8 protein-coding genes and 1 tRNA gene are annotated in these 13342 nt (G+C 49.5%); 1 reads left to right on the forward strand and 8 read right to left on the reverse strand.

All coding sequences use genetic code 11. The features are described from left to right. Positions 1 to 567: 567 nt before the first annotated feature. From pnp to AKL11_RS03365, 8 genes are all read right to left on the reverse strand, one after another. Complete coding sequence (pnp, locus tag AKL11_RS03330) at positions 568 to 2703, reverse strand: polyribonucleotide nucleotidyltransferase (protein ID WP_253705162.1); 2136 nt, start codon at positions 2701 to 2703, stop codon at positions 568 to 570. Positions 2704 to 3220: 517 nt separating this feature from the next. Beyond that, on the reverse strand, positions 3221 to 3490 hold the full coding sequence (rpsO, locus tag AKL11_RS03335) for a 30S ribosomal protein S15 (protein WP_067515379.1): 270 nt from the start codon (positions 3488 to 3490) through the stop codon (positions 3221 to 3223). 136 nt (positions 3491 to 3626) lie between these two features. Further along, the gene (truB, locus tag AKL11_RS03340) at positions 3627 to 4703 is read right to left on the reverse strand and encodes a tRNA pseudouridine(55) synthase TruB (RefSeq protein WP_067515169.1); all 1077 of its coding nucleotides are present in this window, start codon (positions 4701 to 4703) and stop codon (positions 3627 to 3629) included. A gap of 3 nt (positions 4704 to 4706) precedes the next feature. After that, entirely contained in the window at positions 4707 to 5105 is a 399-nt protein-coding gene (gene rbfA / locus AKL11_RS03345; protein ID WP_067515170.1) for a 30S ribosome-binding factor RbfA, read from the reverse strand. 74 nt (positions 5106 to 5179) lie between these two features. Beyond that, on the reverse strand, positions 5180 to 7735 hold the full coding sequence (gene infB, locus AKL11_RS03350) for a translation initiation factor IF-2 (protein WP_067515171.1): 2556 nt from the start codon (positions 7733 to 7735) through the stop codon (positions 5180 to 5182). A 26-nt stretch (positions 7736 to 7761) separates the two neighbouring features. Continuing rightward, entirely contained in the window at positions 7762 to 9255 is a 1494-nt protein-coding gene (nusA, locus tag AKL11_RS03355) for a transcription termination factor NusA (protein WP_067515172.1), read from the reverse strand. A gap of 374 nt (positions 9256 to 9629) precedes the next feature. Further along, the gene (gene rimP, locus AKL11_RS03360; protein ID WP_067515173.1) at positions 9630 to 10088 is read right to left on the reverse strand and encodes a ribosome maturation factor RimP; all 459 of its coding nucleotides are present in this window, start codon (positions 10086 to 10088) and stop codon (positions 9630 to 9632) included. A gap of 131 nt (positions 10089 to 10219) precedes the next feature. Beyond that, positions 10220 to 10296: transfer RNA gene (locus AKL11_RS03365), tRNA-Met, on the reverse strand. A 523-nt stretch (positions 10297 to 10819) separates the two neighbouring features. On the opposite strand from AKL11_RS03365, the gene AKL11_RS03370 reads away from it, so the two are divergent. Continuing rightward, positions 10820 to 13123, forward strand: coding sequence for a VCBS domain-containing protein (locus AKL11_RS03370; RefSeq protein ID WP_067515174.1), 2304 nt, complete (start codon positions 10820 to 10822; stop codon positions 13121 to 13123). Positions 13124 to 13342: the final 219 nt, after the last annotated feature.

The raw sequence follows: 13342 nt of genomic DNA on the forward strand, positions 1-13342 counted from the left end.
TTAGCCGACAGACTCCATACCAAGACGTCTCTTGACGAGGAGGAAGAGGTGCTCAGAAAACCGGTTAAGCCAAAACCAAAATAAAACCGATGGTTTCAAGTGAGTTTTGGTTTAACAGCAGCTAAAGAGCTCAATGCCCAGAATCATATTCAGGAGAAAGATAAGTAGTTGGCCATTTGGAATCGAATATTTCTGGCTTGTTGACCAGGTTTTCTGCAAGGCGCAACGGCGGGAGCATAGCGAGCTATGTGACCAGAGTTGCAACGCAGTCAGAGAGTCTGATCAATGAGTCAGAAAATATGATTTCAGGTGGTTAACTACTTAATATCATCGAAATGCTTTGCAGATATTTAAAAGATACAGATAATGCAGGCCTTGAACTGAATCATTTTTTTGGCGCTAGAGGCGAAAATTTTAACGATCATACTTTAAAAGTATCCCCTCCACGCTCTAAAGCACGAGATGGTTGGGATACGCTTATAAGTAACCTAAACCAGTTTTCCCAGATCAATAATAAGGGAGATATATAATCTCCCTTATTATTCTTTAGCTCTTTTTAAAAGGAGCTTACTCAGCAGTCGCTGCAGCCTGCTGCTCTTTAATACGCGGCACTTCTTTCAGAGAAAGCTTAATACGACCACGGTTGTCCAGGTCCATTACCACCACTTCCAGCTTCTGACCCATCTTGATGTAGTCGCCTACATTCTCAACACGGTGATCAGCGATCTGAGAGATGTGTACCAGACCATCCTGACCAGGAAGAATGTTTACGAACGCACCGAACTCAACAATGCGAGTAACGGTACCTTCGTAGATCTTACCGATTTCAGCCTCTGCAGTTACGCCGTATACACGATCGTAAGCTGCCTGACAGGCTTCTTTGGTTTCGCCGTAGATCTTAACGGTACCGTCGTCAGAGATATCAACAGATGCGCCAGTGTCTTCACAGATAGAACGAATAGTCGCACCACCTTTACCGATCACATCACGAATCTTATCTTGTTCGATTTTAAGCGTCATGGTCATTGGCGCATTAGGAGACAACTCAGTGCGTGAAGCCGCAATAACCTTGTTCATCTCAGCCAAGATGTGCAAACGAGCGTGCAAAGCCTGCTCCAGAGCGATATCCATGATCTCTTCGGTAATACCGGCAATCTTGATGTCCATCTGCAACGCGGTAACACCGTTAGCGGTACCCGCTACTTTAAAGTCCATGTCGCCCAGATGATCTTCATCACCCAGAATGTCAGTCAGAACTGCGAACTGTTCGCCTTCCTTAACCAGACCCATGGCGATACCAGCAACCGGCGCCTTCAGAGGAACACCTGCATCCATCAATGCCAGAGAAGAACCACAAACAGACGCCATTGAGCTGGAACCGTTAGATTCAGTGATCTCGGAAACCACACGAATGGTGTATGGGAATTCTTCACCGGTTGGCAGCACGGCAGCAAGACCACGACGAGCCAAACGACCATGGCCGATTTCACGACGTCCTGGAGGACCCATACGACCTGCTTCACCCACAGAGTATGGAGGGAAGTTGTAGTGCAGCATGAACGGATCGCGGCTTTCACCTTCCAGCGCATCGATAAACTGCGCATCACGGGCGGTACCGAGAGTGGTCGTCACGATAGCCTGAGTTTCACCACGGGTGAATAGGGCTGAACCGTGTGTCTTTTTCAGAAGACCCACTTCTACATTGATCGGACGAACTGTTTTTGTGTCGCGACCATCGATACGTGGCTGTCCATTAATGATGTTGCCACGCACAACGGTTTTTTCCAGCTTGCTGATGTACGCCTGAACGTCGTCTGCGCTGAATTTACCTTCTGCTTCGTTACCAGCCAGCAGCGCTTCGGCTTCTGTACGGAGCTCAGACAGTTTGTTACTGCGCTCTTGCTTGACGGTCATGCCATAAGCGTCGCGAATCTTTTGTTCGAAACCAAAGGCAACGGCTTCTTTAACTGCAGTCTTTTCTTCGGCAGGCGCCCAATCCCAAGCTGGAGCAGCAGCTTCAGCAGCAAACTCTTCAATAGCAGTGATGATGCACTGAGATTCCTGATGAGCAAACAGTACAGCACCCAACATTTCGTCTTCGGTCAGTTCCTGAGCTTCGGATTCAACCATCAGAACCGCATCTTTGGTACCGGCAACCACCATGTCCAGCTCAGAAGCTTTCAGCTGTTCAAAGGTTGGGTTAAGGATGTAACCATCTTCTTCGTTGAAACCAACTCGAGCTGCACCGATTGGGCCAGCGAAAGGAATACCAGAGATAGACAGCGCTGCGGAGGTAGCGATCATACCCAGCATATCTGGATCGTTTTTCTTATCCACAGACATAACGGTGATGATGACCTGAACTTCATTCATGTAACCTTTCGGGAACAGTGGGCGAATAGGACGGTCGATCAGACGGGAAGTCAGCGTTTCTTTTTCGCTGGCCTTGCCTTCACGCTTCAGGTAGCCGCCAGGAATTTTACCGGCAGCGTAGACTTTTTCCTGATAGTGCACAGACAGCGGAAAGAAGTCCTGACCGGCACGGGCGCTTTTCGCACCAACAACAGTGGCCAGAACTTGCAGTTCACCCATAGTGGCCAGAACAGCACCGGATGCCTGACGGGCAATACGGCCGGTTTCCAGAGTTACGGTGTGCTCACCGAACTGGAACGATTTAGTAATTGCTTTTGGAGCAGTACTCACATTATTTTCCTTTATATCGTTTAAAAATCGCCCCAAACCTGCATCCTCACTGTTCATAGAGAATGGATGCAATCCACAAACTTCCATACTTTTAAACCAGAACGAAAGTTTCTGAATTGCACCCCATGCAGACAGATCACAGACTGGGGAGTTTCGTTAATTACCCTCTTTAAAGATTGAGCGGTAACTAACAGCTCAGTTATACCCGTCGCCTTTCAAGTTGCTACTTTGTTGGCTTCACTCGCTCACCCCAATCACCTACTACTCGTAGGCTCGTGGGGATTCACTCGGTTGCCGCCGCGTAGCAACTTGAAATCCTTTGGGTATAAATAGTTGATCAAGCCAACCTTCGCACCCAAAGTGGTATCAAAATCACAGGGTACAAATAGCAAAACACCGCCAGCCACATAAATGCAGCTCGCGGTGCCTTGACTATGGAAGGTGATATCAAGACACCAGCCTTCCATTTTATAACGGAACGTACCACTTAAGTAAGAGCCATCCCGTATAAGCCGTATTAACGACGCAGACCCAGACGCTGGATCACTGAACGGTAACGTTCAACGTCTTTGCGCTTCAGGTAGTCCAGCAGGCTACGACGCTGGTTTACCATGCGGATCAGACCACGACGGGAGTGGTGATCTTTGTGGTTTGCCTTGAAGTGACCCTGCAGGCCTTCGATGTTAGCTGTCAGCAGAGCAACCTGAACTTCAGGGGAACCAGTATCGTTTTCGCCGCGGCCAAAATCTTTCAGGATTTCAGCTTTCTTTTCAACAGTCAAAGCCATGTTTAAATCTCCAATCAATATGCAACACAACAAACCGGCATGACCGTGCATATTTACAGCCAGCCATAAGGTTCTGAACGAACCTCAAATTAAGCGACGAATTCTATCACTATGTTGTGAGGGCGTCCAAAAAAACTCAGGATTTGATCAAGCGCTTAGGCGCCACCAAACCATCATCTGTGATTTCACCAACACCAAAAAAGCTCAGATCTTCTTCGCCTTCAGCAATACCATAAATACGGACATTGCCACTGGTTGGCGCCTGTGGAACCTGAACCGGATTTCCCTGGGCGACGAAGAAACTGCTGTTTGCGCCGAGCTTAACCTGAGGCCAATCGCTTACTGCGCTGTCCAGTGGTAGCAACAACTCATCAATGACACGGTCGCCCGCTTTGTTGCGAATTCGACCCAAGTCTTTGAATCGCTCAGCCTGACTCTTTTCCAGCTTGTCGCGGCCAATTTCATCCGCAAGACCCGCCAGTTCAGCAAACTCTACACGCTGCTCAACATCCAGAGCCGCTTCACGACCTTCATCACGTAGCTTTGCCAGCTCATCCAGAGAATAAGCCTGATGCTCAGTGTATGGACCCGCTTTAAGACGCTTCAGTTCGGCAACATGGCCGAGACAGCCCAGAGCTGCGCCGATATCTTCAACCAGAGTACGGATGTAGGTGCCTTTAGTGCAATCCACTTCAAATACACATTCATCACCTTCAAAATCCAGAAGCTCCAGACGATGAATCGTGATTTTTCGGGAAGGACGATCAATTTCGATGCCTTCTCGAGCGTATTCGTACAGTGGCCTGCCATTATGCTTCAGGGCAGAAAACATGCTCGGCACCTGTTCAATTTCACCCCGAAACTGATCCAGAATGGCTTCCACATCCGAACGGGTAACCGCTACCGGACGCTCAGCAACCACTTCACCTTCGCGATCGCCGGTCGTGGTTTGAACACCCATTTTCATGGTGGTTCGATAGGATTTATCGGAATCCAGCAAGTACTGTGAAAACTTGGTGGCCTCACCCAGGCAGATTGGCAGAACACCCGTAGCCAATGGATCAAGGCTACCGGTATGTCCTGCTTTTGCAGCGTTAAAAAGACGTTTTACCCGCTGCAGCACTTCATTTGAGGAAGCACCGTATACTTTATCAACAACAATAATGCCGTCAACCGCACGACCGCGGTTAACACGACGACCTCTTCTGGCCATGATTTATTCCTCGGAATCTTCGTCGCTGCTTTTATCTGAGCGACCATCTTTTGCTACTGCCTGGTCAATCAATGAGGACAAGTAAGCCCCCCGACGCAGACTGTTATCAAAGAAGAAGCGGAGCTGTGGGGTAAATCTCAGTTTAACTGCCCGAGCCAGCTGGGAACGCAGAAAACCTGACGCCTGATTCAGGACTTTCAGGGATTCATCAATTTGCTCCTGATCATCTACACCGAGGAAGGATACGTAGATATCAGCGAAGGACATATCCCGGCTAACTTCAACAATGCTGACCGTTACCATGCCAAGACGAGGGTCTTTCATTTCCAGCTGAATCAACTGAGCCAGCTCTTTTTGAATCTGGTCAGCGACTCGCTGGGTACGACTGTACTCTTTTGCCATTTCGAGTGCTCATATTAGAAAGCCCGCGGTGGAGGCCGCGGGCTTTTATAGTCTACTTCAGGCCTGAAAACCGGTTACAGCGTACGCTGCACTTCAATGGTTTTGTAAACCTCGATCTTGTCACCAGGCTTAACGTCGTTGTAGCTCTTAACGGCGATACCACATTCCATGCCGTTACGAACTTCATTCATGTCATCCTTGAAGCGACGCAGAGATTCCAGCTCGCCTTCATAGATAACCACGTTTTCACGCAGTACGCGGATACGATCATTTCGGTAAACAGTACCTTCAATAACCATACAGCCAGCCACAGCGCCAAACTTCGGAGAGCGGAACACTTCACGAACTTCAGCAGTACCCACGATCTGTTCACGGGTATCGGAGCCGAGCATACCGGTCAGCGCCTTACGAACGTCATCGATGATGTCATAGATAACGCTGTAGTAACGAAGATCCACGTCTTCTGCATCAATGACCTTACGGGCAGAAGCATCCGCACGAACGTTAAAGCCGACAATCACCGCATTAGAAGCCAGTGCCAGGTTAGCGTCGGTTTCAGTGATACCACCTACGCCGCTGGAAATAACGCGCACTTCAACTTCGTCGTTACCCTGCTCCTGCAATGAGCTGGTCAACGCTTCGAGAGAACCACGAACATCGGCTTTAAGTACGATGTTAAGCATCTTCTTCTCTTCAGAGCCCATTCTGGAGAAGATATTCTCCATCTTGGAAGCCTGCTGACGAGCCAGCTTAACTTCACGGAACTTGCCTTGACGGAACATTGCGATTTCACGAGCCTTACGCTCATCACGAACCACAATCATCTCGTCACCGGCATCCGGCGTACCGTCCAGACCCAGAATCTCTACTGGAATGGAAGGACCCGCTACCTGAATTGGCTGACCGTTTTCGTCCAGCATGGCACGTACACGACCATACTGCTGACCAACCAGAATGTTATCACCCTGATTCAGCATACCAGCCTGTACAAGTACAGTAGCTACCGGACCACGTCCTTTATCCAGACGGGATTCAACAACAACGCCTCGTGCAGGGCCTTCGTCCGGAGCCGTCAGCTCAAGAACTTCAGCCTGAAGAACAACCGCTTCAAGCAGCGCTTCAACACCTTCGCCTGTCAGTGCGGACACTGGCATAAACTGAGTGTCGCCACCCCACTCTTCAGGGATAACGTCACGGGCAGAAAGCTCGTTCTTCACGCGATCTGGATCAGCGTCTTCTTTATCCATCTTGTTGACTGCAACCACGATTGGCACACCAGCCGCTTTAGCGTGCTGAACGGCTTCTTCGGTCTGAGGCATGACGCCATCATCTGCAGCAACAACGAGGATAACGATATCCGTTGCTTTCGCACCACGGGCACGCATGGCAGTAAACGCCGCGTGTCCTGGTGTATCCAGGAAGGACACCATGCCGCGATCAGTTTCTACGTGGTATGCACCAATGTGCTGGGTAATACCACCGGCTTCGCCAGCCTGCACACGACTCTTACGGATATAGTCGAGCAGCGAGGTTTTACCGTGATCAACGTGACCCATAACGGTTACGACAGGCGCACGTGGTTTCGCTTCGTAAGACACATCTTCCAGCTGATCATGGGACAGCGTATCTTCGATCGCATCCGCTTTGGTCAGCTTGAACTTGTGGCCCATTTCTTCAACCACAATACTGGCGGTTTCCTGGTCGATCACTTGGTTGATCGTTACCATGGAGCCCATTTTGAACATCACTTTGATAACGTCCGCCGCTTTGATCGCCATTTTACTGGCCAGCTCGGCAACCGTAATGGTTTCCGGGATAGAGACTTCTCTCAGAACCGGAGCCGTTGGCTTGGTAAAGCCATGAGCCATGGATTCAGGCGCAATACTACGAGTGAACTTACGGCTTCCACCACGACGCTCATCACGATCATTACGACCACGACCACGGCGTGGGCCATCGTCATTATCGTTACGACGATCTTTTCCTTTCGCTCCGCCACGCTTGTTACGCGTTTTGCGATCATCGGACGGCGGTGGCGGTGGTGCGTCACCAAAAGATGGAGCAGATGGAGCGCCACCCGGACGCGGACCACGATCGCCACCAGGGCGCGGACCACGATCACCAGCTGGACGTGGACCCCGGTCACCACCTGGGCGAGCACTGCGATCACCTTCTGGCCTTGGAGCACGATCACCCGTTGGGCGAGGACCACGATCACCAGCCGGACGAGCAGCACGATCATCTCTACGAGGACCGCGATCATCTCTTGGCTTATCAGAACGAGCGGAAGCGCCATCCGCCTTAGGTGCTTCTTCCGTCTCTTCGCGCTTAACATAAGTACGCTTTTTACGTACTTCAACGTTAACCACTTTGTTTTTACCAGCACTGCCACCAGCAACTTTCATTTTGCTGACAGTCTTACGCTTCAGCGTAATCTTGGTCGATTCAGAACCGGTTCCGGCGTCACCATGGGCTTGTTTCAGGTGGGCCAGCAGTTGCTGTTTCTCTTGATCAGACACAGACTCTTTGCCGTTGGACTTTGTCAGTCCAGCGTCTTTCATCTGCTGCAACAACCGCTCCACTGGAGCACCGACCACTGCTGCGAGTTGCTCTACGGTTACATCTGCCATTCACACTTCTCCTCTCAGTGGCCCGCTCAGTTACCCGCTTCCTCAAACCACGGTTTCCGAGCTGTCATAATCAGCTCACCGGCGAGGTTTTCATCCATACCTTCCATATCCAGAAGGTCGTCAATTGACTGTTCAGCCAAATCTTCCATGGTGATCACGCCGCGGCTAGCCAGTTCGTAGGCCAGATCCTGATTCATTCCTTCCATTGTCAGAAGGTCTTCTGCAGGCTGTGTACCATCAAGCTTTTCTTCCTGGGCGATCGCCTGAGTTAACAGCTGATCCTTCGCCCGTGTCCGCAATTGCTCAATAATGTCTTCGTCAAAGCCTTCAATGGCCAACATCTCTTCCTGAGGAACATAGGCAATTTCTTCCAGAGAAGTGAAGCCTTCAGAGACCAGCAGTTCTGCCAGGTCTTCATCAACATCCAGTTTCTCTACGAAGATCTGGCCGATACGCCCAGCTTCCTGTTCCTGTTTTTCAGCAGCCGCTTCTTCGGTCATCACATTCAGCGTCCAGCCGGTGAGCTCACTGGCAAGACGTACGTTCTGACCGCCACGACCAATGGCCTGAGCCAGATTGTCTTCGCTGACCGCAATATCCATGGTGCCTTTGTCTTCATCAACAATGATGGAAGCCACTTCGGCAGGCTGCATGGCATTAATCACGTACTGAACCGGGTTGTCATCGAAAAGTACGATATCAACACGCTCATTTCCCAGCTCGCCAGATACGGCCTGCACACGTGCACCACGCATACCGACACAAGCACCTACCGGGTCAATTCGGCCGTCGTTCGTTTTAACGGCGATTTTTGCACGGGAGCCCGGGTCACGGGCTGCGCCTCTAATTTCGATCACTTCTTCAGAGATCTCTGGCACCTCGATGCGGAACAGTTCAACCAGCATCTCTGGCGCTGTTCTGGACATCATCAACTGAGGACCACGACCTTCCGTAGAAATTTCATTCAGCAACGCTCTTACGTGGGAACCCATTCGAAAGTTCTCACGAGGCAGCGTCTGATCTTTTCTCAGAACGGCTTCTGCGTTATTGCCCAGATCAACAATAATGCTGTCACGGGTTGTCTTTTTCACGGTACCGGAAATGAGAGAACCCATTTTATCGCGGTACTGTTCAACCATTTGAAGTCGCTCAGCTTCACGCACTTTCTGCACGATCACCTGTTTAGCGGTCTGGGCTGCGATACGGCCGAACCCGACGGATTCCACCGGCTCTTCCCACACACCGCCAATCTCCAGGGATTCATCTTGCTCTTTACCTTCGTCCAGAGTCAGATGCATACCTGCGAATTCAAAATCTTCATCGGCGACCACGGTCCAGCAACGGAAAGTATCGTACTCTCCAGTAGCCCGGTTAATCGCTACGCGAATATCCACCTCGGTCTCATACCGCTTTTTGGTCGCTGTCGCCAGAGCGGTTTCCAACGCCTCAAAGATAACTTCAGGCGGTACTCCCTTCTCATTGGATACGGACTCTACGACCAACAGAATCTCTTTACTCATACTCTGCCTCGCCTATGCTGAACCAGTCCATGCCTATGCCCGTCGGTTTCAAAACTGCTACGACGTTGGCTGCCTTCACTCACCCCGATTATCTGGCGAACCTGAATTCCCGGAGTTTGCTCTCTTGCCGCCTTGCAGCAGCTTCAACCCCTTTGACCACCAGCCAACGTAACCCTGGCCGCTAACCGGGATTTCGCTCGACCCCGGAGACCATCGCAAAGGGACTTCGGTTTGCCACTATCTGTCAAAAACTGTAAGCAACAAAAGCCGCTCAAGATATCCGTTAACCACCGTCAACCCTGAGCAGCTTCTACTACGACAGTTTCTGACTTTACTGTCTTGCTAATACCGTTAGTCTGACGCCCGAATCGGGCTCAGTCGAACTGCGGTATCACCTGCGCCTTTTCGATCGTCTCGATCGGCAACAGAAGTTCATGACCATCGGCCTCTATAACAACATCCTGGTCTTCTATTCCTTTAATGATGCCCCGGTACTTTCTACGACCTTCAAAAGGAACCCGTAACCGGAGATTGACCACATAGCCAGCCATCATCTCGTACTGCTCAAGTCGAAACAGTGGTCTATCCAACCCCGGAGACGATACCTCCAGCGTGTACTCATCTGCGATTGGGTCTTCAACGTCCATCACCGCACTTACCTGACGACTGACTTTTTCACAGTCTTCCAGAGAAATGCCGTTTTCAGCATCGATATAGACCCGAAGCAGAGAATTCCGACCACGGGAAACAAACTCAATACCCCAGAGGCGGCAATCAAGCGATTCCACAATCGGCTCAATAAGTGCCTCCAGCTGCGACTGCTTACCTGCCACGACTGAACACCTGCAAGAAAAATAAAAAAAGGGCTATAAAGCCCCATACAGTTTGTGCAATGACCAAAGCAGTCATCACAGATCAATGTCACTACCTAACAAAAAACCCCACATGGGGGTTTTCAGGGGTTTGGTAGCGGGGGCTGGATTCGAACCAACGACCTTCGGGTTATGAGCCCGACGAGCTACCAGGCTGCTCCACCCCGCATCAAAGTGCCTATCAGTATACTGATACAAATGCCAGCTGACAACCTTATTTAGCGCTTTAAATCAAGGGTACGCCCGCACTAACTCTGGATCATTTCTCTATCAACCACAGCTTCATTTAATATCGATATTTCTTTTGCTTAATTGGTTTTTAATTTGATCAATACATCACCCTCTCAAAAATAATCAAGCTCAATCATGATCATTTACAACCCTTTAAGCTATCGCATCAAATGCACGAGCATCTTAACTCTTGACAGTCACAATATAAAATAAGCCAACACTCTTATTGATAATGGAAATATGACGATCCCTCCCTATCTTTTCCATTTCCTCTTCAATACCTCCTTCAATTTTAATACCGCCCCACTGTATCGCTATCATTAATTAAACAGAGCATAAGTACTACACAAGATAAAAACAGATATCGTACGGGCACCGCCAACCGCTTTTATGTTGCATTTTCATAGCCCTATCAACTACCAAACAATTAAACAACAAGGCTACATAATAAGACTGACATTATGGATGAGAATACCGGCGAGATTGTAGGATATATCAGCGAAGCTGAAGGAACGGTGCTGATTGCCAATGAAGAAGGGGGAATTCGTACCGCCTCTGTCGGCGATCCCCTTTACATGAATGATACTGTTGTTAACCAGTCTGACGCCAATGTCGTCATTGAGCTAATTAATAATCAATTGCTTTATTTGAACAGCAGCCAGCAAGTGTTCCTGAGTCCCAATTTTTTTGCGTCATCGCCTGAACTTACGATTAATCACAGTGAAACCGTTGTTGACCAAGAAGCAACAAACACAACAATAGATATACAAGAGTCCACTGGAGAAAATGAAACCCGGCAGCCCCAAAATGATAATGACAACCCGAATCAAAACAAACCTCTGGAAGATACCCACCTTGAAGAAGTCATTATTAATTACGAGGAAGGGCTTACCAATAGTGCAGATTCTGATAACACCCTTGAGGCTGAAAGCTACATCCCCGAAAGCATTGGCTCCGATGAAAATACCACACCTTTAAACCAACAGCCCGAGATTCTGAATCAATCCTTTGACATTGATGAAAACACACTTGCCGACGGCTCTGTCATCGCTGGCATTGTTATTGCAAATGACCCTGAAGGCACCGTGCTTCAATATCGGATAGTATCCGGCAATGAAGACAACAAGTTTGAGATAGACCCAGATACCGGTGCCCTAAGCGTCATTGGCGAACTGAACTACGAAGAACGATCAAACTACAACCTAACCATTGAAACCACCGATTTCGGCACCCTGTCAGATACAGCCACCATAACCATTGCTGTGAATGACCTGAATGAAACCCCGGAAGCGATCGATGATAACGACGCAATTACTGAAAACGAGGTTCTGGTACTGGATGTCTTAGCCAATGATCAGGATGAAGACTTTTCCGATAATCCCAACAACTTCAATTTGGATGAAGCCTACACCATCGACGATAGCGGCACCGCTGCCACAGGGCTGGGAACCGTCACCATTGTCGACGATCAGCTAAATTTCACCCCGGGAACCGACTTTGACTATCTGACCGAAGGCGAAACGGTTTCAATCGATATTTTCTATCGCATGAGTGATCGCCGCGGGCTCGAATCCGAAGCAACGGTCACACTGGAAATCACCGGCACCAACGACTCACCCGTTGTCGAAACCACCACCAAAGTGGATAGCACTATCACCGAACTTGATGATGGCGCAGCAGGCGAGCTCACCTCCACGCTGTCTGACAGCGGAAGCTTCACCATTTCCGACGCTGAGCTATCTGACACCCAGAGTGTCCGCTACGCCAGTGCAGGCAGCGATTATCTTGGCAACTTCAGTGTCACCGTAGGAGATGATACCAATGGGGATGGTTCAGGGCGGATCGATTGGGATTTTGAGGTGTCTGATGGGGATATCGATTATCTGGCTGAAGGCCAAACATTAACGCAAACCTACACGGTCACCGTATCCGACGGCGAAGGCGGGACCGTGGATCAGGATATTGTCATCACCCTCACGGGAACTAATGATGCACCAACCGTGGAAGCTACTACGGACATCACTGGCAGCATTACCGAACTAGACGACAACGTTTCAGGCGAGTTGACAACCACTCTTTCTGACAACGGCAGTTTTACCATCGCTGATGTCGACCTCCTTGATAATCAGTCGGTAGACTTCGCCTCAGCCAGTTCAGATTACCTTGGCAACTTCAGTGTTTCCGTCGGCGATGATACGAACGGCGATGGCACAGGCCGCATTGATTGGAATTTTGATATCGCCGATTCGGATATTGATTATCTTGCTGAAGGCCAAACCCTCACACAAACCTACACCGTAACCGCTTCCGATGGAGAAGGCGGCTCTGTCGATCAGGAGGTTGCGATCACCATCACCGGGACAAATGACTCGCCCACTATTGCAGCCGAAACCAATGTGAGTGGCAACATTACCGAAGTGGACGACAACGATGCCGGTGAACTGACGTCGACCCTCTCCGACAGCGGTAGTTTCAACATCGCCGATACCGATCTCACAGATACACAGTCACTGTCTTATATGTCCGGTGCGGCTGGCTATCTGGGCAGCTTCTCAATCTCATTAGCGGATGACACAACGTCCGATGGCTCCGGTCAAGTGGATTGGGATTTTGAGGTGTCTGATGGGGATATCGATTATCTGGCTGAAGGCCAAACATTAACGCAAACCTACACGGTCACCGTATCCGACGGCGAAGGCGGGACTGTGGATCAGGACATTGTCATTACACTCACTGGCACTAGTACTCCATCCGACAGCATTTGATAAGAAGGTGTGGTCAATCGACCAGCCTTTCTCAAACATCGGATTCGAATGCGAAAGTCACACCAACTAAACTGAGTTTTTTGATTTTCTACAATAAGTAGACAATTTTACACATAGTAACCCACCTCCCTGCTTTGCTCGGGAAAATAGAACTATAGCTTTATCCATGGCTCAAAAAATTAGAATTCTTGCCACAGKTTATCTGCTTATTCTGGCAGC

Origin of the sequence: Endozoicomonas ascidiicola (assembly GCF_001646945.1) — a bacterium.
In the GTDB taxonomy this organism is placed as follows: Bacteria; Pseudomonadota; Gammaproteobacteria; order Pseudomonadales; family Endozoicomonadaceae; genus Endozoicomonas; species Endozoicomonas ascidiicola.